General features: G+C 69.1%; 22 protein-coding genes and 1 riboswitch. Of the genes, 5 read left to right on the forward strand and 17 right to left on the reverse strand.

Annotated features, from left to right (window positions below):
* Positions 1-113: 113 nt before the first annotated feature.
* The 5 genes from EV652_RS26125 to EV652_RS26145 all read right to left on the reverse strand — a co-directional run bounded on the left by EV652_RS26125 (position 114) and on the right by EV652_RS26145 (position 4,432).
* Positions 114-509, reverse strand: a complete 396-nt coding sequence (locus EV652_RS26125) for a RidA family protein (protein ID WP_132211880.1) — start codon at positions 507-509, stop codon at positions 114-116.
* Entirely contained in the window at positions 509-1,597 is a 1,089-nt protein-coding gene (locus tag EV652_RS26130; RefSeq protein ID WP_132211881.1) for an Ldh family oxidoreductase, read from the reverse strand. The genes EV652_RS26125 and EV652_RS26130 overlap by 1 nt, the downstream gene beginning before the upstream one ends.
* 238 nt (positions 1,598-1,835) lie before the next feature.
* Positions 1,836-2,615 (reverse strand): ABC transporter permease, encoded by a 780-nt coding sequence (locus EV652_RS26135; RefSeq protein WP_132211882.1) that lies wholly within the window; start codon positions 2,613-2,615, stop codon positions 1,836-1,838.
* Complete coding sequence (locus EV652_RS26140; RefSeq protein WP_132211883.1) at positions 2,612-3,406, reverse strand: ABC transporter ATP-binding protein; 795 nt, start codon at positions 3,404-3,406, stop codon at positions 2,612-2,614. The genes EV652_RS26135 and EV652_RS26140 overlap by 4 nt, the downstream gene beginning before the upstream one ends.
* 9 nt (positions 3,407-3,415) lie before the next feature.
* Positions 3,416-4,432 carry an ABC transporter substrate-binding protein gene (locus tag EV652_RS26145; RefSeq protein ID WP_132211884.1) on the reverse strand — a complete coding sequence of 339 codons (1,017 nt, stop codon included), beginning with the start codon at positions 4,430-4,432 and terminating at the stop codon, positions 3,416-3,418.
* A 378-nt stretch (positions 4,433-4,810) separates the two neighbouring features.
* Here EV652_RS26145 and EV652_RS26150 point away from each other — a divergent pair, with 378 nt between their 5' ends.
* Both EV652_RS26150 and EV652_RS26155 read left to right on the forward strand, forming a co-directional pair.
* Positions 4,811-6,151, forward strand: a complete 1,341-nt coding sequence (locus tag EV652_RS26150) for a sensor histidine kinase (RefSeq protein WP_242002012.1) — start codon at positions 4,811-4,813, stop codon at positions 6,149-6,151.
* Between the two features lies 1 nt (position 6,152).
* Positions 6,153-6,809, forward strand: coding sequence for a response regulator transcription factor (locus tag EV652_RS26155; RefSeq protein WP_132211886.1), 657 nt, complete (start codon positions 6,153-6,155; stop codon positions 6,807-6,809).
* Here EV652_RS26155 and EV652_RS26160 read toward each other — a convergent pair.
* Positions 6,806-7,375 carry a MarR family winged helix-turn-helix transcriptional regulator gene (locus EV652_RS26160; protein WP_132211887.1) on the reverse strand — a complete coding sequence of 190 codons (570 nt, stop codon included), beginning with the start codon at positions 7,373-7,375 and terminating at the stop codon, positions 6,806-6,808. The two genes, EV652_RS26155 and EV652_RS26160, sit on opposite strands and share 4 nt — an antisense overlap.
* A 124-nt stretch (positions 7,376-7,499) precedes the next feature.
* Here EV652_RS26160 and EV652_RS26165 point away from each other — a divergent pair, with 124 nt between their 5' ends.
* The gene (locus EV652_RS26165) at positions 7,500-8,156 is read left to right on the forward strand and encodes an FMN-dependent NADH-azoreductase (RefSeq protein WP_132211888.1); all 657 of its coding nucleotides are present in this window, start codon (positions 7,500-7,502) and stop codon (positions 8,154-8,156) included.
* 40 nt (positions 8,157-8,196) lie between these two features.
* On the opposite strand, the gene EV652_RS26170 is transcribed toward EV652_RS26165, so the two are convergent.
* From EV652_RS26170 to EV652_RS26210, 9 genes are all read right to left on the reverse strand, one after another.
* Positions 8,197-9,042 (reverse strand): putative RNA methyltransferase, encoded by an 846-nt coding sequence (locus tag EV652_RS26170; RefSeq protein WP_132211889.1) that lies wholly within the window; start codon positions 9,040-9,042, stop codon positions 8,197-8,199.
* 12 nt (positions 9,043-9,054) lie between these two features.
* Entirely contained in the window at positions 9,055-9,981 is a 927-nt protein-coding gene (locus EV652_RS26175; RefSeq protein ID WP_132211890.1) for an ABC transporter permease, read from the reverse strand.
* The gene (locus tag EV652_RS26180; protein WP_242002013.1) at positions 9,968-10,888 is read right to left on the reverse strand and encodes an ABC transporter ATP-binding protein; all 921 of its coding nucleotides are present in this window, start codon (positions 10,886-10,888) and stop codon (positions 9,968-9,970) included. The genes EV652_RS26175 and EV652_RS26180 overlap by 14 nt, the downstream gene beginning before the upstream one ends.
* A gap of 26 nt (positions 10,889-10,914) precedes the next feature.
* Complete coding sequence (locus tag EV652_RS26185) at positions 10,915-12,015, reverse strand: LolA family protein (RefSeq protein ID WP_132211891.1); 1,101 nt, start codon at positions 12,013-12,015, stop codon at positions 10,915-10,917.
* A gap of 126 nt (positions 12,016-12,141) precedes the next feature.
* On the reverse strand, positions 12,142-12,768 hold the full coding sequence (locus tag EV652_RS26190; protein WP_242002014.1) for an LURP-one-related family protein: 627 nt from the start codon (positions 12,766-12,768) through the stop codon (positions 12,142-12,144).
* Between the two features lie 13 nt (positions 12,769-12,781).
* Positions 12,782-14,149, reverse strand: coding sequence for a 5,6-dimethylbenzimidazole synthase (gene bluB, locus EV652_RS26195; protein ID WP_132211892.1), 1,368 nt, complete (start codon positions 14,147-14,149; stop codon positions 12,782-12,784).
* Positions 14,146-15,498 (reverse strand): cobyrinic acid a,c-diamide synthase CobB, encoded by a 1,353-nt coding sequence (locus tag EV652_RS26200; protein ID WP_242002015.1) that lies wholly within the window; start codon positions 15,496-15,498, stop codon positions 14,146-14,148. Before EV652_RS26200 ends, bluB begins: the two co-directional genes overlap by 4 nt.
* Positions 15,492-16,106 carry a cob(I)yrinic acid a,c-diamide adenosyltransferase gene (gene cobO, locus EV652_RS26205; protein WP_132211893.1) on the reverse strand — a complete coding sequence of 205 codons (615 nt, stop codon included), beginning with the start codon at positions 16,104-16,106 and terminating at the stop codon, positions 15,492-15,494. Before cobO ends, EV652_RS26200 begins: the two co-directional genes overlap by 7 nt.
* Complete coding sequence (locus EV652_RS26210) at positions 16,106-18,109, reverse strand: putative cobaltochelatase (RefSeq protein WP_132211894.1); 2,004 nt, start codon at positions 18,107-18,109, stop codon at positions 16,106-16,108. The genes cobO and EV652_RS26210 overlap by 1 nt, the downstream gene beginning before the upstream one ends.
* Positions 18,110-18,179: 70 nt before the next feature.
* Positions 18,180-18,320, reverse strand: a riboswitch (cobalamin riboswitch).
* 167 nt (positions 18,321-18,487) lie between these two features.
* Here EV652_RS26210 and EV652_RS46055 point away from each other — a divergent pair.
* Positions 18,488-21,412, forward strand: a complete 2,925-nt coding sequence (locus EV652_RS46055) for a helix-turn-helix transcriptional regulator (protein WP_132211895.1) — start codon at positions 18,488-18,490, stop codon at positions 21,410-21,412.
* Here the strand turns inward: EV652_RS46055 and EV652_RS26220 are convergent.
* Entirely contained in the window at positions 21,406-21,663 is a 258-nt protein-coding gene (locus tag EV652_RS26220) for a hypothetical protein (RefSeq protein WP_132211896.1), read from the reverse strand. The genes EV652_RS46055 and EV652_RS26220 overlap by 7 nt on opposite strands.
* A gap of 134 nt (positions 21,664-21,797) precedes the next feature.
* Here EV652_RS26220 and EV652_RS26225 point away from each other — a divergent pair, with 134 nt between their 5' ends.
* Positions 21,798-22,481 (forward strand): 3-keto-5-aminohexanoate cleavage protein, encoded by a 684-nt coding sequence (locus EV652_RS26225; protein ID WP_255512634.1) that lies wholly within the window; start codon positions 21,798-21,800, stop codon positions 22,479-22,481.
* Here EV652_RS26225 and surE read toward each other — a convergent pair.
* A complete protein-coding gene (surE, locus tag EV652_RS26230) occupies positions 22,472-23,245 on the reverse strand; it encodes a 5'/3'-nucleotidase SurE (protein WP_132211897.1) in 774 nt (257 codons plus the stop codon). The genes EV652_RS26225 and surE overlap by 10 nt on opposite strands.
* Positions 23,246-23,263: the final 18 nt, after the last annotated feature.

Below are 23,263 nucleotides of genomic sequence, written 5' to 3' on the forward strand. Positions count from 1 at the left end.
CACTCGACGCCACGCATGCGAATCACCCCTCACTCATCCACGTCCTCGCTTCGCTCCGGGCGCGGATGAGGCACCGAGCGATCTGTGCTTGATGATGAACTCGCTTCGCTCGTTCATGTGATCACCGCGATCGCGTTGATCTCGATCAGATAGTCAGGATGTGCGAGCTTGCTGACCTCGACCATGGTCGAGGCCGGCAGCGGTTCGGCGAAGTACTCCGCCCGGATCTCGTGAATCCTGGCGAAGTCCTCCATGTTGCGCACGTACACATCCACCCGGCAGACGTCCGCGAGCGTGCCGCCGGCCGCGCGGACCGCGGCCTGCACGTTCTCGCACACCTGCCGGGTCTGCTCCCGGATGTCGCCGACGCCGGCGATCGTGCCGTCCGGACGGCGCGCGGTCATCCCGGAGACGAACACCAGCCGCCCGGTCGCCTCGATCACGGTGGCCTGTGAGAACACCCCGTTCGGCGAGTGCAACTCGGTGGTCGAAACCTGTGTCTTCGGCATCAGTCGAGCACCCCTCCGGCCGGAACGACGGCCCCGACCGCCCGTGCGGCAGCCAGCAGACCGTCCAGCCCCGACCTCTCGATCAGTACGCCGTGACGCCGCTGGTGTGCGGCCCGTTCCGCCTCGATCTCCCCCGGCAGGTACAGCCGGCTCACGCCTGGTGCGGTCGCACTGCCACGAACCCGCGCGGCCAGCCCGGACGAGCGACGCCGGAAGCTCTCGACCCCGCCGAGCAGTTCCGGGTCGATCGCCAGGAAGAGATGCGCGCAGTCGTTCGGCGCGTCCGGCTCCCGGTACAGCGGCCGCACCTGGTCGCCCCAGCCGCCGCCGCTCAGTACGCCGGTCAGTACGTCGATCATCAGCGCCAGCCCGAAGCCCTTGTGCCCGGCGGCCGGCAGCAGCATCCCGAGGACCGCTTCCTCGGCGTCGGTGGTCGGCGTCCCGGACGGGTCGGTCGCCCACGTGTCCGGGATCGGCCGGCCGGCCGACGCCGCCAGCCGAATCTTGCCCAGCGCAACAGCCGACAGGGCCATGTCGAGCACGATCTCCACCCCGGCCGAGGTCGGGACCGCGATCGCCAGCGGGTTGTTGCCGACGATCCGCTCGGCCCCGCCGGGAGCCGGCATCAGCGGCGTGGTGTTGGACATCGCGACCCCGACACAGCCCGCCTGGCCGGCCTGCATGGCCCACCGGCTGGCCGCGCCGAAGTGGTGCGCGTTGCGGACCGACACCAGGCCGATCCCGTACCGGCCGGCCCGGTCGATCGCGTGTCCCATCGCCTGCGGACTGGACAGCTGGCCCATCCCGCCGCGCGCGTCCACGACCAGGGCGGCGCCGGCGTCGTACAGGATGTCGAGCTCGCGTTCCCGGGTGACACCGCCGGCGTTGAGGCGCTCGACGTACATCGGGACGAGCATGACGCCGTGCGAACTCACTCCGCGTAAGTCCGCCTCGACGAGGGCCGCGGCGATCTTGGCGGAGTCGGACGGGTCGAAGCCGAGGGCGCTGAAGACGGCCGAGACGGTGGCCTCCAACCACGCGGGTCGGACCAGCACCCGGCGGTCCGCATCGGAGGCTTGGGCGGTCATCGGGCCTCCCGGCCTGGACTGAGGAGTGCAGGGAGCCCGGTCATGGGGCCTTCCGGCCTGGACTGAGGAGCGGAGGGAGCGAAGCGACTGGAGTGACGAGGGAAGGCCGGGAGCCAAAGCCCCATGACCCGCCGCGCCGGAGGCGCAGCCAAATGCACTGCGACCGGAGTGACGAGGGAAGGCCGGGAGCCAAGGCCCGATGACCCTGCCGGCGCCGGAGGCCCGGCCAAATGCACGGTCATCGGGTCTCCTGCGCCCAGGGCACGAGCAGGTGCTCCAGCAGGACCAGCCCGTAGAACAAGATGATGCTCATGATGCTGAGCAGCGTGATCGCGGCGAAGGCCAGCGCGGTGTCGGCACTCGCACCGGACTGCTGGATCACGTACCCCAGTCCCTGGGTGGCGCCGACGAACTCGGCGATCACCGAACCGATCACGGCCAGCGAGATCGCCACCTTCATCCCGGTGAAGATCTGCGGCATCGCGTACCGCAGCCGCAGCTTGAAGAACTCCTGCGTCCGGCTCGCGTTCAGCGACCGGAGCAGCTCGACCAGCTCGAGCGGCGTCGACTTCATCCCCTGCGCGGTCGAGATGACGATCGGGAAGAAGCAGACCAGCAGCACCATCACCACCTTCGGCCACTGCCCGAACCCCATCCAGACCACCAGCAGCGGCGCGATCGCGATCTTCGGGATCGCGTTCACCATCAGCAGCAGTGGGTAGACCAGCCGCTCCAGGATCACCGAGCGGACGATCAGCAGCGCGATCGGCACCCCGAGCACGATCGCGAGCAGGAAGCCCTCGACCGTCTCCAGGAACGACGTCGCGGTGTGCTGCAGCAGGTACGCCGGATCGTCGAAGAACTTCACCACCACGTCGTACGGGCTCGGCAGCAGGTACGACTCGATCGAGAAGACGATCGTGGCCAGCCACCACAGCGCGATCGCACCGGCCAGGCCGAGGATCGGCAGCAGTACCGCCGCGGTCGGCGACGTCGTGAGCCAGGAGCGCCGCTTCACTGCCGCACCTCGTCGACCGGCTGAGACTCCTTCTCCGCCAGCAAACCGTGCAGCAGGCCGCTGATCTGCGCGACCTCGGTCAGGTGCGCGTTCTGGCCGAGACTGCGCGGCCGCGGGATGTCGATGTCGACGACTTCACGCAATCGGCCCGGCCGCGGCGTCAGCACGACCACCCGGTCGGCGAGTAGGACGGCCTCCTCGATCGAGTGGGTGACGAACACGATCGTGGTGGACAGCTCCATCTTGATCCGCTGCAACTCCTCGGACAGCTCGGTCCGGGTGAGCGCGTCGAGCGCGGAGAACGGCTCGTCCATCAACATCACCTGCGGGTCGCGGATCAGCGAGCGGCACAACGACACCCGCTGCTGCATCCCACCCGACAGCTCGTGCGGCAGCCGCCGCTCGAACCCGGTCAGCCCGACCAGCTCGAGCAGTGCGTGGGCCCGGTCCCGGTACGTCTTCCGGCCCCGGTCGCCCTCGCCGCCGTCGATCTCGATCGGCAGCATTACGTTCGACAGCACCGACCGCCACGGCAGCAGCGCCGGCCGCTGGAACATGAACGACACGTCCCGGCGCGGCCCGGTGACCGGTTCCCCGGCCACCGTGACCGTGCCGGACGTCGGCGGCAGCAGGCCGGCGATCAGCCGGAGCAGGGTGGACTTGCCACACCCGGACCGGCCGATCAGCGTGACGAACTCGTTCGGCCGGACGTGCAGGTCGATCTCCTCGAGGGCGGTTACCCGGCCCTCGCGTCCGTCGAAGACCTGCCCCACACCGTCCAGCCGAATCATCGAGTGGGCTCAGCCCTTCGGCGCGAGGTCGACCGTGACGACGTCGGCCAGCTTGACCGAACCGGCCGGCTGGATCGCCTTCGACTCGTCCAGCAGTTTGATGATCGTCTGCACCCGGTCCGGGTCGACCGCGCCCAGCGCGTCCTTGAACAGCGGCGGCTTGATGTACGGCTTCATCAGGTTCAGCTCCGCGGTGGCCACCGCGAGGTCGGTCTCCGGTACGTACTTCTTCAGGATCGCGGCCGCCGCGGCCGGGTCGTCGTACGTGTCCTGCAGGCCCTTGAACAGCGCCGTCGTGAACTTCTTCACCTGGTCCGGGTGGTCCTTGGCCATGTCCGAACGGGTGATGATCGCGTTGCCGTAGAGGTCCGGCAGCTTGTCGCCGTACGGGAGGGTGAGCACCTTCTTCTTCGCCGCCTTCTCCACCAGCGGTACGCCGACCACGAACTGGCCGATGCCGTCCACCTTGTTGGAGGCGAGCAACTGTGGCAGCGCCGGCGGCGGCGACGGCACGAACGTGACCGACTCGGGGTCGATGCCGATCGCCTTGGCGTAGACCGGGAACATCACCTGGTTGGTCGAGCCCGGCTGGTCACCGATCCGCTTGCCGACCAGATCCTGCGGCTTGCTGATGGTGCCGCCCTCGAGCGAGACGATCGCGGCCATCGAGCGCTGGTGGATCATCCCGACCGTGGTGATCGGCAACTTCTGCTTGCCCAGGGTGATGACCGTGCCGGTGAAGTCACCGATGCCGTAGTCGGCCTGGCCGCCGGCGACCAGTTTCATCACGTCGACCGTGCCCGAGCCCTTGTTGATGGTGACGTCGAAGCCGGCGTCCTTGAAGTAGCCCTTGTCCAGGGCGACGTACGCGTAAGCCTCACGACCGAAGGCGTTGAACGAGGTCAGATAGCTGACCTTCTGGAGACCCGAGTCCTGACTCTCACCTTCGTTGCTGTTATTGCACGCACTGACCAGGGCGAGCCCCAGGACCGCTATCAAGGCGACAGCGGAACGCCTCAACCTCATATCGACCTCTCTCCTCCGATATTTGATCAAACATCAAATATGGAAAGGTGGTCAATCGGGTCCCCGGGGACTTCACGGTGACTTTACGTCCACCGCACCGGTCCCCTCAGAGCCCGCTTGCCACCCGTCCTGGAGCCGTTCCCCATACCTGTCCGCACCGGACGGGCATCCCGCCCCGACCACAGACCGTACCCGTCCGGACAGCAGATCGCGACGTTCACCGGCTCCGACCCCGTCCTTCCCGCGTCAAATTTGTGTAAACCCACCGTAGTGAGTGATCCACCCCACGTGTCCGCCGCTCAGTCAAGGGTTAACCGTCACACGCCGTTCCCTCCGGGGAGGGAGGTGGGTGGGACCGGGGTTTGGGACGATATGAGGGTGGTGGACGGGCTGGTGCGCGGGTCGGCGGCTTCCGGGCGCGGCAGGACGCGCCCGGCGGGCCGGTTCGCGTCGTACCTGGTGCGGGGTGTCACCTGCCTGGGCCGGGCGTCGACGTACCTGCGCTGGGTCTACCTGCTGCTCGGGGCGGCGCTGGTGCTGGCGTTCATCCTGGTCGACAGCGCGCTGGGTGCCCTCGCGCAGGAGCTCGACCTGCCGGCCGTCGTCAGCGGCATCCTGATCGCGATCCTCGTCGCCGGACCGCCGATCGCGCTCGGCACCCTGCCCGCGGTCCGCGAGGTCGAGGGCATCGCGGTCGAGTCGCTGCTCGGCGTCCGATTCGAGGAACGCCCGCTCGGCCCGGCCCGCACCTGGGCGCAACGCCGCCGTACGGCGACCTGGTTCTGCCTGCACCTGGTCACCGGCGGCATCGTCGGCACCCTCAGCACGATCGTCTTCGGCGTCGGCGCGGTGTTGCTCGCGGCACCTTTCCGCTCCCCCGGCCGGCACGAGTTGGTCCCGGACATCTCGTACCAGATCAAGGGTGGCTGGTCCGATCTCTGGATGCCGGCCGTCGCCCTGGCCGGGATCGTCGCGCTGTTCATCCTGTCCGCCGCCGTCGGCGCGCTGCTGGCCTACCTCGCCCCGCGGGTCCTCGGTCCGACGCCGGCGGAGCGTATCGAGCTGCTCGAGCGCCGTACGGCGACGCTTGCCGAGCGCAACCGTCTGGCCCGGGAGCTGCACGACAGTGTCGGGCACGCACTGAGCCTGGTCACCATCCAGGCGGCCGCGGCACGCCGGGTCCTGGCGACCGATCCGGAGTTCGCCGAGACCGCGCTGGCGGCGATGGAGACCTCGGCCCGCAACGCGCTGGCCGACCTCGATCACGTCCTCGGCCTGCTGCGGGACGACCGGCGGCCCGGTTCGCAGATCGCACCGCAGGCGACATTGGACGAGCTCCCCCGGCTGGTCGACGCCACCAGAGCCGGCGGGATCACCGTCGAGGTCCACAGCGACGGCGACCTGGGTGAGCTTCCGGCGGCGGTGTCGCGGGAGGCGTACCGCATCGTCCAGGAGGGCCTGACCAACGCGATCCGGCACGCGGGCCGTCCGGACGACGAGCTCACGGTCGACCTGTCGATCCGGCTGGACGCGTCCGGGCTGCGGCTCGAGCTGACCAATCCGGTCAGCAGCGGCTCCGACCATTCCGGCGGTGGGCGCGGCCTGGCCGGTATCCGTGAAAGAGTCGCCGTACTGCGTGGCACCGTGGACGCCGGCCTGGACGGGAACGTGTGGCGGCTCGCGGTGACACTGCCGGTCGCTGTGACGACGAAGGGATGAGATGAACCTGTCGGTGGTCGTGGTCGACGACGAGCCGCTGATCCGCAGCGGGCTGCGCGCCATCATCAACGCCGAACCCGACCTCACGGTCGTCGGTGAGGCCGGCGACGGCGCGGAGGTACTGCCGGTCGTCCGTCGTACCGGCGCCGACGTCGTACTGATGGACGTCCGGATGCCGGCGGTCGACGGCATCCAGGCGACCCGGCTGCTGCTGGAGAGCCTCGACCCAGCGCCGCGCGTGCTGGTGGTGACGACGTTCGAGAACGACGACTATGTGTACGACGCTCTGCGCGCTGGCGCGTCCGGGTTCCTGCTGAAACGAACACCGCCGGACGACATCATCGCTGCGATCCGGACGGTCGCAAGCAGCGAGTCACTGCTCTTCCCCGAGGCGATCCGGGCGCTGGCGCTCGCGCACGTGGGCGAACAGCCGTCGCGTCCGGCCGGCCTGGACGAGTTTCAGCTGACGGATCGCGAGCAGGAGGTACTGCGCCTGATGGCCAAGGGGCTGTCGAACGCCGAGATCGCGGAGGAGCTGATCCTCGGCCTGCAGACGGTCAAGACGCACGTCGCGAACGTGCTCGCGAAGCTCAACGCCCGGGACCGCACCCAGGCCGTGATCCGCGCCTACGAGTCAGGCTTCGTCCCGCTGCACTAGCAGTCGTCGACCGCGTCGTCGGCCAGGTCACAGGCGTTATGGACCGGGTCGATCGCGTTGGCCTTCATCGCCACCCGCTGCAGCAACAGGCGGAAGCTGGAGCGTTCGGCCTGGTCGAGGCTGCCCAGGACCTCGTCCTCGGCCGTGGACAGGCGTCGCTCCATCTCGCAGAGCACTTCCTTGCCCTGGTCCGTCGGCACGATCAACCGCGCCCGCCGGTCGGCCGGGTCCGCCTGCCGCTGCACGAGGTCCGCCTTCTCCAGGTCGTCCAGCAGGTAGGTCATCACCGTCCGGTCCACCGCGAGCTGCGCGGCCAGGTCGAGTTGCCGTCGCGGCCCCTCGGCGACGGTCGTCGCCAGCACCTGGTAGCCCCGCGGGCCGCCTGGCACGTCCTCCAGCGCCGCGGCGGCCGCCTTGGCGTACCGACGGAACACGACGCCCAGCGCCCAGCCCAGGTCCGACTCGACCGGGGCGCCACTGGCAACCTGCGGCTCCACGCCGCCGGCACCCCGGCGCGCCACCTCGCGGGCGATCCGGCCTTTGACGTCCGGCGGAGTACTGGTCATGTCCCCATCGTACGTGGTGTACGCCACCTGGAATACGATCTGACTTGAAGATGTTCTGTCCGACAGACTATCTTCAGAACAGCTCGATTCGAGCGCCCCCTCATGAATGATGGAGACAACTGAGATGACGACCCTGCTACGTGTCGACGCCAGCATCCGGCTGGACGGATCGGTCAGCCGTGCCCTGGCGGACAGCGCCGAGGCTGCCTGGAAGGCAGAACACCCGGACGGCGTCGTGGTCCGGCGCGACCTCGGTCTGCACCCGCTCCCGGCGAACGCCTGGCCGACCCTCGTGGCGGCCAAGCTCGGCGCCGAGACCGACTCCAGCCTCGCCGAGGCCGCCGCGCTCGCCGAGGAACTCGCCACCGAGATCAAGAACGCCGACGCGGTCCTGCTCGCCGTACCGCTCTACAACTACGGCATCGCCCAGCACGTGAAGACCTGGATCGACCTGCTGCTGATCGACCCCGAGCTGGTCTACGGGCCCAGCCCGGTCGCCGGCCGGCCGGTGATCTTGACGCTCGCCCGCGGCGGCGGCTACAGCCCAGGCACCCCGAAGCACGGCTGGGACCACGCCACGCCGTACCTGGAGCGCGTCTTCGGCGACGTCCTCGGCATGAACATCCGCACCGCCGTCGCAGAGCTCACCCTCGCCCCGGTCACCCCCGGGATGGAGGAGCTCATCGACGCCTCCAAGGTCTCCGAGTCCGAGGCCCACGTCACCGCCGAGCAGCACGGCGCCGTGGTGGCTCGCGAACTCACCGGCAACGCCGCCGCCTGACGTCGACCGGGTGGTGGTGCCGAGCTCGAGCCGGCATCACTCAGCCGACCCGCCAGGTGGACAGCGTGACCGACAGCGTGACGATCGCCGGCTCCGGCAGTACGGCGACCTTGGCCGCGAGTTCGCGATAGTTCAGATGCCGCGCGCTCGGTGTCATCAGCACCAACTGCTCGACCGCGGTCCGGTCGAGTCGCATCACCGATTCGACCACCTCACTGCCGATCTGGTCGAACTTCCCGGCCAGTGACTCCTGCAGGCGTCGTTCCTTCTCTTCATCGACCTTCACCAGCCCGAGTACGCCGACCAGCTCGGCCAGGTGCTCCTGGTTGGGCGTCACCACGAGCAGCGTGCCGCCTGGCGCGAGTACGCGGGCCATCTCGGCGGCATTGCGCGGGGCGAACACGTTCAGCATCAGCTGCGCCGAGTCGTCGAGCAACGGCAACTCCTGCCACGCGTCGCACACCACCGACCCGATCCGCGGGTCCACCTTGGCTGCCCGCCGAGCGGCGTACCGGGAGACATCGAGCGCGATCCCCCGCCGGCCGGGCGCCGCGCCGACGACTCCGGCCAGGTAGTACGCCGTACCCGCTCCGACTTCGACGACCAGCTCCTCGCCGTCGACCTGCAGGCCGTTGGACGCAGCGGTCAGGATCAGGGCGTCGCGGATGGGCGCGTAGTGGCGGCCGCCGAGGAAGACGGTACGGGCGCCGATCATCCCGGCCGAGTCGCCCTCGATCCCGGTCGATGCCGAGGGCAATAGATTGAGGTAGCCCTGCTTGGCCAGGTCGTACGAGTGGCCGCGCGGGCACCGCGCCGTACGGTCGTTCAGTGCGAGCGCGTCACCGCAGACGGGACATCGCAGTACGGCGACCAGGTCGGCATCCACCGAGCCATTGTCTCAGCCGTTGATGTCCCGGCTGGTGATGCGGGCCCAGGCGGCGGCGTAGAAGACGGCGAGATAGGCGCCCTGGAGGAGCAGGTTGCGGCCGATCGCGTCCCAGTACGGCGGGTCGCGCAACAGGTCGGCGAACGACGGCCAGCCGTAGATCAGCAGCCAGGGGTGGATCACGTCGATCTGCGGAATCGCACCGAGGATCCCGGACACGATGAAGGCGCCGAAGGTGGCCGCCATCGCCGCCAGCGGGGTCGACGTCAGCGACGACACGAACAACCCGATACCGGCCAGCCCGAGCATCGAGAGCGCGATCAGTACGGCGATGCCGAGCGCGCGCACCAACCCGTCGGCCAGCGAGACCGTCGTCCCGGAGAGAAGAAGTACGTCGCCGACCGGGAACAGCACCACACCGGCGATCAGCCCGGACAGCCAGATGACCATCGTCGCGGCCAGGCAGAACACGGCGAGCGCGACCATCTTCGCGGCGAGCAACCGGGATCGGCCGGCCGGAGCGGTGAGCAGGTTGCGGAACGTGCCCAGGCTCGACTCACCGGCGAGGGACTCCCCCGACACCACCGTCACGGCGGTGGGCAGGAAGAACGGCAGCGAGATCGCGAGGCTGGCGACGATCAAGAACAGCCCGTTCCCGGCGACCTGACCGAGGAACCCCTCGGCGTCCCCCTCGGACCCGGACAGCTTGATCGCCACACCGATCATCACCGGAACCGCGGCGAGTACGGCGAGCAGCACCCAGGTCCGGGCCCGCCCGAACACCAGGTGCAGCTCGGACTTGAAGAGGGCCAACGTATGACGACCAGCGCTGGGCCGGACCTGCGACAGCTCGCTGGGCGACAGCTCGCCGGGCGACAGCTCGCCGGGCGACAGCTCGCCGGGCGACAGCTCACTGGGCGACAGCTCACTCGGCGACATCGAAACCTTCTCCGGTGAGGGCCACGAAGGCGTCTTCGAGGCTGGGTCGTTCCAGGCCGAAGCCGTGGATGCGGACGTCGGCGGCGACCAGGGCGGCGGCGAACTTGTCGATCGGGAGCTCACCGGCGTCACCTTCGACGGTCTCGGCCGTCGTCTTCAGGTCGGTGACTCCGAGGCTCTTCAGTGTCTCGGCGGCCTGGCCGACGTCCGGCGTACGGACGACCAACCGGGGACGGAGCTCGGAGCGGAGCTCGGCGACGGTGGACTGGCGGACGAGGCGGCCGCGGCTCATCACGGCGGCGTGGGTGCAGACCTGCTCGACCTCGGCCAGCAGATGGGTCGAGGTGAAGATCGTGGTGCCGTCGCTCGCGAGTTCCTGGATCAGGTGGCGGACCTCGCGGGTGCCTTGCGGATCGAGGCCGTTGGTCGGCTCGTCGAGGACGAGCAGTTCGCGGCGCTGCATCAGTGCGACCGCGATGGCCAGCCGTTGCCGCATGCCGAGCGAATAGGCGCGCACCTTCTTGTTCGCCGCGTTGGACAGGCCGACGCGCTCGAGCGCCTGCCCTGCGCGTGCCTTCCGCGTGCGGGGGTCGGCCGTCCGGTCCGCCGCGTCGAACCGGAGCAGATTCGCCTGCCCGGTCCAGAACGGATAGAACGCCGGACCCTCGACCAGCGCACCGACCCGCGGCAGCACCCGCAGCTGGGCCTTCGGCATCGACTCCCCCAGCAGCTCGACCGATCCCGCCGTCGGCGAGATCAGTCCGAGCATCATCCGGATGGTCGTCGTCTTCCCGGAACCGTTCGGCCCGAGGAACCCGAACACGCTCCCGGCCGGCACCTCGAGGTCGACCGCGTCCACCGCGACCTGCCCGCCTCTGAACCGCTTGGTCAGCCCCCGTGTCACCACAGGCGGCGAGGAGGGGCTTGCCACGGCTAGCGCGGCGCCTTCGGTGCGGCGGCGACCAGAGTGTCCGGGCTGACCATGCCGACCAGGACCCGGCCGTCATCGGTGATCAGGGCGTTGACCATCTTGCTGGTCAGGATCTTGCCAGTGCCCCAGGAACCCTCGACGGTCCGGGCGTTCGCGAGCAACTGACCGACCGGCCCGGTGCGCGCAATGTTCACGTCGCGGAACGCGACCACGGTCTCCCAGCCCTCGCCGATCGTCGTCGGCTTGTCGTCACCGGCCGGTGTGGCCGGCTTCTCCGTGCTCTTCGGCGGCTTGACCGGAGTCGGGACCTGCCGGTGGGCCGGCACCTTCTCCTCCTTCACGGTCACACCCTTCGGTGGGGTGAACGCGAACGTGCTCGCCGCCGGTACGTCGAACGACACCGAGGAGAAGCCGAGTTGCACGGCCGGGTCCGACCCGGTGCGCGGCATCACCGTCACCTCGAGCGGAACCCAGTTCTTCGAGTCGATCGCCAGCGTGACCGAACCGACCGTGGACTTGTCGGTCTTCGGCACCAGGCGCAGCTTGTACGCGTCCCGGCCGGCGACCTTCTCGGTCCCGCTCACCTCGACCTTGGTGGTCGGGTCGATCGCGTCCAGGAACTTCTTCGCCATGGCCTGCGGGTCGTAGGACTCCGGCTTGGCCTCGGGCTTGCTCGGCCGCTGGGTCCGGGCCGGCAGGGTCAGCTTGACGGCCTCGCGCTCGGAGGAGTCGTAGGCCCAGGCGGTCTTGCCGTCGGTCGTCCAGACCCGCTCGGCCATGTTGTCGAGGACGGCGACGCGTGCCTTGTTCGGGCTCGCGAAGGCGACCCTGGCGGTGTGCTCGCCGGTCAGCAGGTCGGGGATCTGGTTACCGCCCTCGACCCCGGGCAGCGCGGGCAGGCCGAGGTCCGCGGCGGACCGGACGGTGCCGCTCAGTCCGTCGACCTTCGCCGTCTGAACGTTGGTCAGCAGCTCCTGCGCGGTGATGTCGGGGAGATTGGGTGACGCGTCCGCAACCACTGGTCCGAGCGTGCCCACCCCCGCGACCACTGCGACTGCTGCGACCGGTACCAACCACCGTCGACTGCGCTGCGCTGTCCCCATGGGTCAAGACTCGCACCGTGACCGGGCGGAACCAAGTGCTCTCAGGGTCACTTCACCCAAAAGAGGGAGGAGGGTGTACGACGAGCGCAGTACGCCAGGCGTACGACGTACTGCGCTCGGTGGATGTCACCGGCTCTGGAGCGCGTCCAGAGCAACTGTCATCGCGGCGGCCACGCGGAAGTCCATGCGGTTGTCCTGGACGGTGATCCGGTAGCGGTCGCGGACGGACATTTTACGCTCGACCGACAGGACCGGCTGTGCCGTTGCCTGGTCGGTGAAGTCGAAGTGGAAGATGAACGGCAGCGGGATCTCGCCGATGAACGGCACGAAGTCCCAGAGCCGGCGGACGATCGCGATCGTCGGGTTACGCTCCGTGCCGCTCGCGTGCAGGTGACCGCTGGACAGCAGCCAGCTGGACCGCAGCAGGCTCTTGCCGAACTCCTTCTTGAACCAGCCGATCGGCTGCCCGTTCGCGTCCAGCACGTCGTAGCCGGAGCCGAGGTCGATCGTCTTGCGCGCCTTGAACGAGAACACCTGCTGCGACTTGGTGTCGTCGGTGTAGAAGGTGACCTGCTCCTTGAAGGCCATCCGCTTCTGCTGCGCGAACGCCAGCACCTGCCCGTCCGTGCCGTCGGGGTTGGTGGCGATCAGCTCGTACTTGTTCGCCATCATGGTGATCCGCTGCTTCATCGAGAACGCGGGCACGTACATGGCTGCTTGATCGTGGCTGGGGCCCTGCGGTGGAACGGTCATACAGACGAGTCTGTCACCCCGACCAGGCCACTCCACACGCAAGGGCACCGGCCCGTAGCCCGCGTGCCAGCCCATCAGCCAGCTCTGACTGCTCTACTACCTGTACGGCGAGCTGCCCGACCCCCTGCATCGCCAGATCGCGTGCCACCTCGACACCTAGCTCGACTGCCTCCACCGGCGTACGCGCGGGCCGCCAGAGCACTCCGAAGTCAGCCACCGGCTTGTCAGGTCCCAGCTGGACGACGAGCGCATCGGCCTGGCCCAGGTACTCCGCTGGGTCACCACCCACGACCACTCGCACCCGCTGCCGGCCGGCAGCACCCAGTGCGTTCACACCGGCGTTTGCCGCGTCCTCCTCGATGGACGTGGCGCCTCGCTGGCCCCACTGCTCGTGGTGGACGGCCCACGCGAGTGGACGACGTGCAGCCCAACCAGTCCGCACCAACTCGGGTGCAGCCGCGAACTCCTCCACGTGCCCGACGCAGAGGTAGCCGACTAGCTCTACATGTGCCGGAAGATCTAGTACGGCCGCAACCTCACCGGGCTCGAAGAAGGAGACCCAGCCGACTCCGAGCCCTTCGGCACGTGCGGCAAGCCAGAGGTTCTGGATAGCAATGGCTGCCGAGAACCAGGTCGTCCGCGGATCCGCATGCCGGCCCAGGACGTGCCTGCCGCCGCGGCCGGGGTCGCAGGTGACCGCGATGTTCAGTGGAGTGTCGAGGATGGCCTCGATCTTCAGCCCGTCGAACGCCTGCCGCCGGTCGGGCGGAAGCGACGCTGCGAACGCGTCACGCTGGGCAGTAGCGAGGTCGTGCACCTTCCGGCGCGTGGCGACGTCGCGGATCAGCAGGAAGTCCCACGGCTGGCTGAGCCCCACACTCGGTGCCCGGTGTGCGGACTCCAGCACCCGGATGAGTGCGTCGTCCGCGATCGGCTGGCTCACGAACCCCCGCCGTACGTCCCGGCGCTCGGCCAGCACCCGGTGCACCACGTCGCGCTCGTTCGGCGGGTAGCCAGGTGCAGCAGGGAGTCGCCCAACCGCTGCGGTCGCGTTGATGGAGCGGCGCTTGGTCACCACTAGTTCTGCGCCGGTGAGGAGGACCGCTGCCTCGGCAACGCTTGGCGTGCCTTTGAGTTGCTCGACCTGGTCGCTCGGCGTCGGCACAGGCTGACGCGCCAGCTCAGCAGTCGGCGCGGTGTGGAGGTCTGCATTGAGGTAGGCCACCAACCGCTGCAGCCCGGGCTCGCTCTCTCGGCCGTCGACGGTGACCACCGTCCGCACGACTCCCCCGCCAACTGCAGCCAGCGCGGCGTCGACCAGCTCGCGAAGTTCGCGGTACGACGTACCGGATCGCAGTCCGACGCCGACGACCAGGTTCACTTCTCCATCCCGGCGTGAATGCGGGCGGCCGCTACCAGACGTGCTGGCACGTCGGGGGTCGCCGTCCAATGCAGATGCAGGTACGACGCGTGCACCCGGGGCTGGGTGACTCCTTCGACCCCGCCTGGGAGGTACCAGGCCGGATCCACCTCGGTGTCGAGGTCGATCGTCGTACGGTGAAACTCGTGTCCTCGGACGCGCCGGCCTTCGTCGAAGAACGCGGTCGCGGTCGCGGCGATCGCCGTACGGTAGCCGAGGGTCAGGCTGCCGGTCATCCGGCCGGTCGCGGCGAGGACGCCGGTCATCGGGTGGCCGTCCAGCTCGCGGCAGAGGTACAGCAGGCCGGCGCACTCCGCGATGACTGGAAGGCCGGCCGCGATCTCGGTGGCCACCTGACGGCGGAGCTTGACGTTGGCGGACAGGGCTTCCGCGTGCAGCTCGGGGAAGCCACCACCCAGGTACAACGCTGATGTCGCTTCAGGCAGTGGGTCGGACAGCGGATCGAAGGTGACGACATCGGCGCCGGTGGCAACGAGCAGCTCGGTCGTCTCGGTGTAGCGGAACGAGAACACCGGGCCGCCGGCAACCGCCACGACCGGTCGACCTTCCGCTGCGGGCACTTCTGTCGCCGGATCCCACACCTCCGTGTGGACCTCCATCGCGGCGCGGGCAGCGGCGACGAAGGCCTCGAGGTCAACGCCCTTCCGGACCAGGTCGGCCGCTGCCTCGACGGCCGCGGCTGCCTGTTCGCGCTGTTCGTCGGCGGGGACCAGACCGAGGTGACGGCTGGGCACGGTCAGGCGGGTGTCCCGTCGGAGTACGCCGAGAACCGGTACGCCGGTCGGCGCGACACCGGCCCGGACCTCAGCCTCGTGCCGGTCCGAGCCGACCTTGTTCAGGATCACGCCGACGATCCGCACCTCGGTGTCGAAGGCAACGAAACCGTTGACGACAGCACCGACACTGCGACCCGCCGCGGACGCATCGACGACGAGTACGACGGGTGCCTTGAGCAACTTCGAGACGTGGGCCGTGGACGCATACCCCTCGGTCCCGAGTGCGCCATCGTACAGGCCCATCACGCCTTCGACGACGGCCAGGTCCGCACCCTCGGCGCCGTGCGCGAACAGTGGCGCGACGCGCTCCTCGCCTTGCAGCATGGGGTCGAGGTTCCGCCCCGGCCGCCCGGTCGCGACCGCGTGGAAGCCGGGGTCGATGTAGTCGGGGCCGACCTTGAAGCCGGCGACCGTGTGCCCGGCCTGCCGGAGCGCCGCCATCAGGCCGACGGCGACGGTTGTCTTCCCGGCTCCCGAGGCGGGCGCCGCGACCACCACCCGTGGGATCACCACTCGATGCCCTTCTGGCCCTTCTGGCCGGCGTCCATCGGGTGCTTGACCTTGGTCATCTCGGTCACCAGATCGGCGGCGTCGATCAGTCGCTGATCGGCGTTGCGGCCGGTGATGACGACGTACTGGTGACCCGGCCGGTTGACCAGAGTTTCCACCACCTCGTCGACGTCGACCCAGCCCCACTTCATCGGGTAGGTGAACTCGTCGAGCACGTAGAGGTCATGCGTCTCGGCCTTGATCCGCCGCTGGATCTCGTGCCAGCCCTCGAGTGCGTCGGCGGCGTGGTCCTCCTCGGTGCCGGCCTTACGCGACCAGCTCCAGCCCTCGCCCATCTTGTGCCACTCGACCGGCCCGCCCTGCCCCGTTGCCTCATGCAACTGACCCAAGGCCTTGAAGGCACCCTCCTCGCCGACCTTCCACTTCGCGCTCTTGACGAACTGGAACACGCCGATGTTCCAGCCCTGATTCCAGCCGCGCAGCGCCATCCCGAAGGCGGCCGTCGACTTTCCCTTCATCTCGCCGGTGTGCACCATCAGCAACGGCCGGTTCCGCCGCTGCCGGGTGGTCAGGCCGTCCTGCGGCACCACACTCGGCTGCCCTTTCGGCATCAGGCAACCCTCCGCTCGGTCACCGTGCGGACGAGATTGCCGGCGGCAACGTCACCGAGATCGAGGTACTCCGCACCGAGATCCGCGGCGAGCTCCGCGGCCAACCCGAGCCGGACGCCGCGATGCGGTTCGCAGTCGACGACGACCGTGGCGATTCCTTGCTGGGCAAGCCATCCGGCTGCCTGGCGGGCGCGCGGGAAGGCGTTGTCGCCGTGCGTCGCCCGGCCGTCGGTGACGAGCACGAGCAGGGGTCGGCGGCGTGCGTCGCGGATGGCGGCGATGCGTAGCACTTCGGCGGTTTGGAGCAGACCTTCGGCGAGAGGGGTGCGACCGCCGGTGGGGAGCGCTTCAAGACGTCGTACGGCGGTCTCGACGCTGCCTGTCGGTGGCAGCGCGACCGTGGCGGCGGCGCCGGCGAAGGTGACGAGGCCGACGGTGTCGCGGCGCTGGTACGCGTCGAGGAGGAGCGAGACGATCGCTGTCTTCACCTCGCCCATGCGCTTCTTGGTGCCCATCGAACCGGAGGCGTCGACGGCGAAAAGGACGAGATTGCCCTCGCGGCCTTCGCGTACAGTCAGCCGAACATCCTCCGGTCTCACCGCAAGCCCTGGTCCGCTCCTACCCCTGACCTGCTGATGGGGTGCCGCCGACCGGATGGTCGCCAACAGGTGCGGCCGACCAGACTCCCGCCCGATCCGCGGCCGGTCGCCCACCACGCGGCCTACATCGGTGATCGCCCGAGACCGTCGGCCCGCGACTCCCGCACCGGCGGACTGGACGCTCAGCAGGCGAGCTTTGTACGGCTCGGAACTCCCGACAACGTCACCAGCCGGCGCCGGACCCGTCGTACCCGATGCACGTTCATGGTCATCAGCAGAATCAGCACCAGACTCATCCGGGTCCACGCCCCCACCCGGGCCACCATCTGGGCCACCGTCCGGATCGTCGTCGGGGTCTGCGGGTGGGGTGCTGTTGTTGATGGCCTCTTCGAGTTGGTCGTCGTCCAGGCCCGGCGCGTCGAAGGGGTTGCGGCGCTTGCGATGTGGCAGTGCGAGCTTGGCTGCCGCACGGACATCATCCACCTCGACGACCGTCCGACCGGACCAGGCTGCGTGGGCGACCGCCGTACGTGCGGTGACGAGGTCGGCCCGCATCCCGTCGACGTCGAAGGACGCGCAGATCTCGGCGATCTGGCGCAGGGCCGAGTCGGTCAGGATCACCTCGGACAAGAGGTCGCGGGCTTTGACGATCCGCTCGGCGAGTTCGCGTTGTGCTCCGTCGTACCGCGTGGTGAAGCCCGGCGGATCGGCCTCGTAGCTGAGGCGGGCGCGTATGACCTCGACGCGGACGGCCGGGTCACGACTGGCGACGACGTCGACGGTCAGGCCAAAGCGGTCGAGGAGTTGCGGGCGGAGCTCGCCCTCCTCCGGGTTCATCGTGCCGACCAGGACGAAACGCGCCGGGTGGGTGACGGACACGCCGTCGCGCTCGACGGTCGCGCGGCCCATCGCGGCGGCGTCGAGCAGTACGTCGACCAGGTGGTCGTGCAGCAGGTTGACCTCGTCGACGTACAGGAGCCCGCGATGCGAAGCAGCCAGCAGACCGGGCTCGTACGCCGTGACGCCCTCGGCCAATGCGCGTTCGAGATGCAGAGAGCCGAGCACGCGATCCTCGGTCGCGCCGACCGGCAGCTCGACCAGACGGGCGGCGCGGGTGAGCGGCGCGTCCGATGCTTGATGCGGACCGTCCGGGCAGGTGGGGTCCGGATGATCGGGATCGCACGAGAACCGGCACCCGGGTACGACGTCGACCGGCGGGAGGATCTCCGTCAGCGCGCGGACCGCGGTCGACTTGGCGGTGCCCTTCTCGCCACGGATCAGTACGCCGCCGATCGCGGGCGAGATGGCCGCCAGGATCAACGCGAGCTGCAGATCCTCCATCCCGACCACCGCCGTGAACGGAAATCCAGAGGCAGTGCCGGAGGTGGTTGGAGCAGGCCGCATCGGCGGGATCCCTTCGTCGAGCGGGTGTCCACGCCCGCTTCGGCAACTGGTACGCCGTACCGCGGAGATCGCAGTCCGGCGGACGGACGCGGATGTCCTGGCTTCCGGGCCGCCCGTCGAACGCGTGGCCCGGTCACAGTGGCGGGACCGCCCCGGACTCCTGGCTCCCGCCAGTCACCGGTGTTCCTCCACAACCGTCGGCCCGATCATGGCACACCCCGCCCCCACCCTCAGCGACGCGGTTCACACCCCGCGGCTCGTGAGGAGCTCTACTCCGGCGCCGAGTCGTGGATCTCAGTCGCCGCGATCGCCGGATTGCGACCGAAATCCACGATTGAAACGATCGTCCCCTACGACGGCGGGTGTTGACTGGTGCGCATGGGGGTTGTGCGGGGTCTTTTGGCTGGGCGGGATGCTGAGCTGCGGCTGCTCGGCGAGGTGATGCGCCGAGCGATGGATGGCGTTCCGCGCGCGGTTGTCATTCACGGTGAGGCCGGCATCGGGAAGACCCGGCTGGCACGGGAGGCGTTCCGGGATCCGAAGCAGACCGTGCTCTGGGGATCCTGTGTGCGTTTCGGCGGCGCATCTGTTCCGTTCGCGCCGATCACCGGCGTACTGCAGGACTGGCTGACTCGGGCGTCGTCCGAGGAGCGGACCGAAGTGCTCGCCGGCATCGACGGGCTGGGCGCCTTACTGCCCGCACTCGGAAGCAGCGACGGACCTGACAGTCTCGACACGACGAGGCTGCCGGTGCTGGTCGATCTGGTGCTGAATCGGATCGCGGTACGGCGGCCGACGGTCGTGGTCGTGGATGATCTGCAGTGGGCCGATGTCGCCTCGCTCGACGTGTTGTCGTACCTGATCGCGGGTTTCCGCGACCAGCGACTCGTCCTGATCGCGACCTGCCGGACCGAGGAACGACCCGAAGGACATCCGCTGCACGGCTGGCTGGCGGATATGCGCCGGATGCCGCTGTTCGACGAGATCGCCTTGGAGCCGTTGGATCTGGATGCCGCGAGCAGTCAGATCGAAGGACTCCTCGGCAAGACACCCGACATCGGACTGGTCAGCGAGGTTCTCGCCCGGTCGGACGGCAACCCGTACCTGATCGAACTGATGGTGCGTGACCTGTCCGGCTCGGAGCACACCCTGCCCGCGACCGTACCGGCAGCACTCCGCGAAGCCCTGCTCGCCGCCTGGCACCGGTTGTCCGAACACGCCCGCCTGATCACCAGGATCCTGGCCGTCGGCGGCCGCCCGACGTCGGCCGCCGTACTGACTGAGGTCGCAGCCGGGCAGGGGCTCAAGGCGGACCTGATCGGCGCCCAACTATTGGAGGCGCAGGACCGCGGCGTGGTGACCAGTGCCGACGGGGGCGGCTGGTGGTTCCGGCACCCGCTGCTTGCCGACGTCCTGTACGACGGTCTGTCGCCTGATCAAGCCGTTGAGCTCCACGCCGCGTACATCCGCGTACTCGAGGCACAGCCCGCCGACGCGTCAGCGGCCGAACTGGCGGCCCATCACGAGAAGACCGGCAACATCGACGCGACCTACCACTGGTCGCTCGTCGCGGCGGACGAGGCGGCCCGGTTGCGAGCATCGACTGAGGTGGCGATCCAGCTCCGCCGGGCGTGTGATCTCTGGGCGACGGTGTCGCCCGCCATCCGAGGGTCAACAGACGACAGGATCGGGCTACTACGACGTGCGAGCGTGGCGTGCGGGCGAGCCGGTTGGCCGAAAGTCGTGGTGGCGTTCCTCAGCGAGGCCCTGAGCCTGGTGGACAGAACTCGAGACCCAGGGCTGGCCTGCGGTCTGCTCGTCGCGTTGGCCCACGCTCGCTGGCAATCGACAACGCCCGAATTGCCAGACCTGGAAGAGCTCCACGAAGCGATCGCGATGACCGACGATCTCCTGGACAGCCCGGAACGAGCTCTTGCCTTCGCCGACCTCTCCGAGATCGAGGGAATGTACGGCATCCCGGGCGAATTGGTCCATGCGGAGGAAGCCGTCCGGATCGCGGAGAGGTCGAAATCGACGCAAGCCCTCGGCCGAGCACTCTGCGCCCGCGCGGGCGCGAACGACCGCACCGTGCCGCTGGATTCGCTCGCCGACGCCGACCGGTCGGAGCAGCTGGCAAAGTCCTGCGGTGATGTCGACACAGCCATGAACGCCGCTCTCTGGCGGTTTGATGCCCTGCACACGCTTGGTCGGCGAGACGAAGCCGCGGACGTCACCCGTGCGGCCTACCACGACGCCGTTGCCGGAGGCGGGGGCACTTGGGCCTACTTCCTCGCCTTCCAAGCCTCGGACGAGCTGATCGACCTCGGACGCTGGGCGGACTGCCGGGCGGTACTGCGGTCCGCGTTGGCCGCACGCTGCATCGGCATCCCCGGAGCAGGCATCAGGTTGGCCGCGAGTCTGCTGGCGGTGCGGTCGGGACGGACCGAGGAGGCGCGGCAACACTTCGATCGGGCGCTCGAATTGGTGTCCGAAGACTTCAACCCGCTCCGCCAGTTCATGACCATCACCGGTATCGAGCTGCGGATCGCTGAAGGCCAGGCCGCGGACGCAGTGACCTGGGCACGCCGACGGCTCGTCGTCGCTGACTATCCCGAGCCGGACGACGATGAGGCGCTTGCCGTGTACGTGCACGCGGTGGCCGAGGCCGCGCGGGACAGCGGCGAGCAAGGCCTCGCGGCTTCGGAGGCGGTCGAGACCGTCCTTGCCGAATGGCCGTGGGAGCCCTTCTCGCACGCCCTGGGTGGGAAGGACGTCGCGGCGATGGATCGGTCGATCGTCGCGGCTGAGCTCGCCCGCTGCCGGAACACTCCGGATCAGCCCGAGCTGTGGCGCCGGGTCATCGAGAACGCGGGTACGGCGGACAGCCGCTGGCACGAGGCGGTCGCACAGTGGCGCTGCGCCGAGGCCGGTCTGACGAGTGGCTGGCCGGCGTCGAAGGCCGGTGATCTCCTGCGTCAGGCGCATCGGTGCGCGGTCGAGCTCGGCGCCAGACCCCTGCAGGCCGACGTCGAATCGCTCGCCCGGCGGTCGAAGATCGACCTCAGTACGCCGGTGCCGGTCATGCAGACCGTGGACGACTCGAGACTGGCCACACTCACCGACCGCGAGCGGGAAGTGCTGGCTTACCTGGTTGCCGGACGGTCCAACAGCGAGATCGCACAGGAGCTGTTCATCAGCGCCAAGACGGTCAGCGTCCATGTCTCCAACATCCTTCGGAAGACCGGTACGACCAGCCGGGTGGCGGCCGCCGCTCTGGCGGAGCGACGGCCGCCGTACTACTGAGCGTGGATCGGATGACGACGGCGGTAGACCCACAGGGTGGACAGGGCGATTCCTGCCCCACCGATGGCGCCGGCTGTTGCCTGCAGGACTTCGGCGACGGTGTCGTCGACATAGATCCTCTGGGCCGGCTCCACGACAGTGCGATAGTCGTCTTCCGGGTAGGTCTCGTACGCCGAAGCCTGGGTCATGCCCGCCAGGGCGATCCCGCAGGTCAGGACGGGTACGGCGACGAGGGTGCGGATGTGCTTCATGGTTCCTCCTTACGGCGCGGATCGCCGTTTGAATCCACCGTCGGCCGAGGCCCGGGTCTGCCACATCCGTCGATCCTCCTCAGATCGGCGACGTACCTCCTTAGATGGCTTAGCTTGGGGAGGTGGAGCGGTTGGTGAAGGCTTGTTTGAACGGGGATCGGTCGCGGGCCGATCATCCGGGGGTGCCGATCACGCCGATCGAGTTGGCGCGCGAGGCGGCGGCCGCGGTGCGGGCCGGAGCGCAGGCGCTGCACATCCATCCGCGCGGCGCCGACGAGAAGGAAAGTCTGCGGTGGGACGACATCCGGGTCGCGGTCGACGCGGTGCGTGCGGCGTGTCCCGGCGTACCGGTCGGGGTATCGACGCGGCAGGAGATCGTCCCGGATGTGTGGGAGCGCCTGGCGCTGCTGGCCGAGTGGGATCGTGGGCCTGACTTCGCGAGTGTGAACTTTCACGAGGTGGGCGCCGAGCAGATCGCCGACCTGCTGATCGAGCGTGGGATCGAGATCGAGGCCGGGTTGTTCACGCCGGCCGCGGCGGAGGATTACGTCGCTTGGGGCGGTCCGTTCACCCGGGTGCTGGTCGAAGCGATCCCCGGCGTCTCACCAGGTGAGGACGGACTGGCGGCGGCTCAGGCCACTCTCGCCGTACTCGCGACCACCGACGTAGTCGTGCACGGCGAGAACGAGTGGGCTTGGCCTGTCCTGCGTTGGGCCACGTCGCAGGGGTACGGCGTACGCGTAGGCCTCGAGGACATGCTCAGCGGACCCGACGGTGAGCAGGTCCGTGGCAACGCCGATCTCCTGGGCTACCTGTAGCTGGAGAGGCGTTTGCCCAGCGCGGTCGCGGCGGCGTCGTCCTTGACTTCGCGGATGCCGATGATCGGGGTGACGGCGACGAAGCCGGCGGCGAGGAGGGCTTCGTCGGAGTCGGGGACCGGGTTCGGGGCCGGCGGTTCGAGCTCGATCATCGGTTCGCCGGTCGGGGCCGTGGTGCCGATGATCCGGGACCGCTTGATCGGGGCCAATGACGCGTGCCGTACGCCGGCCAACTGGTCGAGCGGTCGGTCTGGCACGTTGATGGTGAGCACGGTCCCGGCGGGCTCCGGCACGATCCAGGTCAGTGCCTCCGCGGCCACCGCGCCCGCAGTGCCCCAATGAGCAGGGTCCTCGGAGTCGATGCTGACGGCAACGGCCGACAGACCTTGGCCGGCCGCGGTCAGCGCCGCGGCGACGGTGCCGGAGTGGAAGATCGGTATGCCGATGTTGTGGCCACGGTTGATCCCCGACACGACCAGGTCCGGCGCGGCCCCGAACGCCCCGACGACCGCCAGCGTCACCGCGAGCGCCGGCGTCCCGTCGATGCCGTGGTAGGCGATTCCGCCCTCTTCCTCGACGACGGTCCGGATCGGCCGCCCGACCATCGCTGCCCGGGCCGAGCCGACGCCGCTCTGGTCGTCCAACGGCGCCACCACGAGTACGTCGTACCCGAGCTCGGCGATCGCCGGTGCGAGCGCCCGGATCCCCGGAGCCTGGTAACCGTCGTCGTTGGTGATCAGGACTCGCAAGGTGTCGGGCGCCATGCCTCTACCCAATCACAT

The organism is Kribbella steppae (assembly GCF_004342025.1).
GTDB lineage: Bacteria > Actinomycetota > Actinomycetes > Propionibacteriales > Kribbellaceae > Kribbella > Kribbella steppae.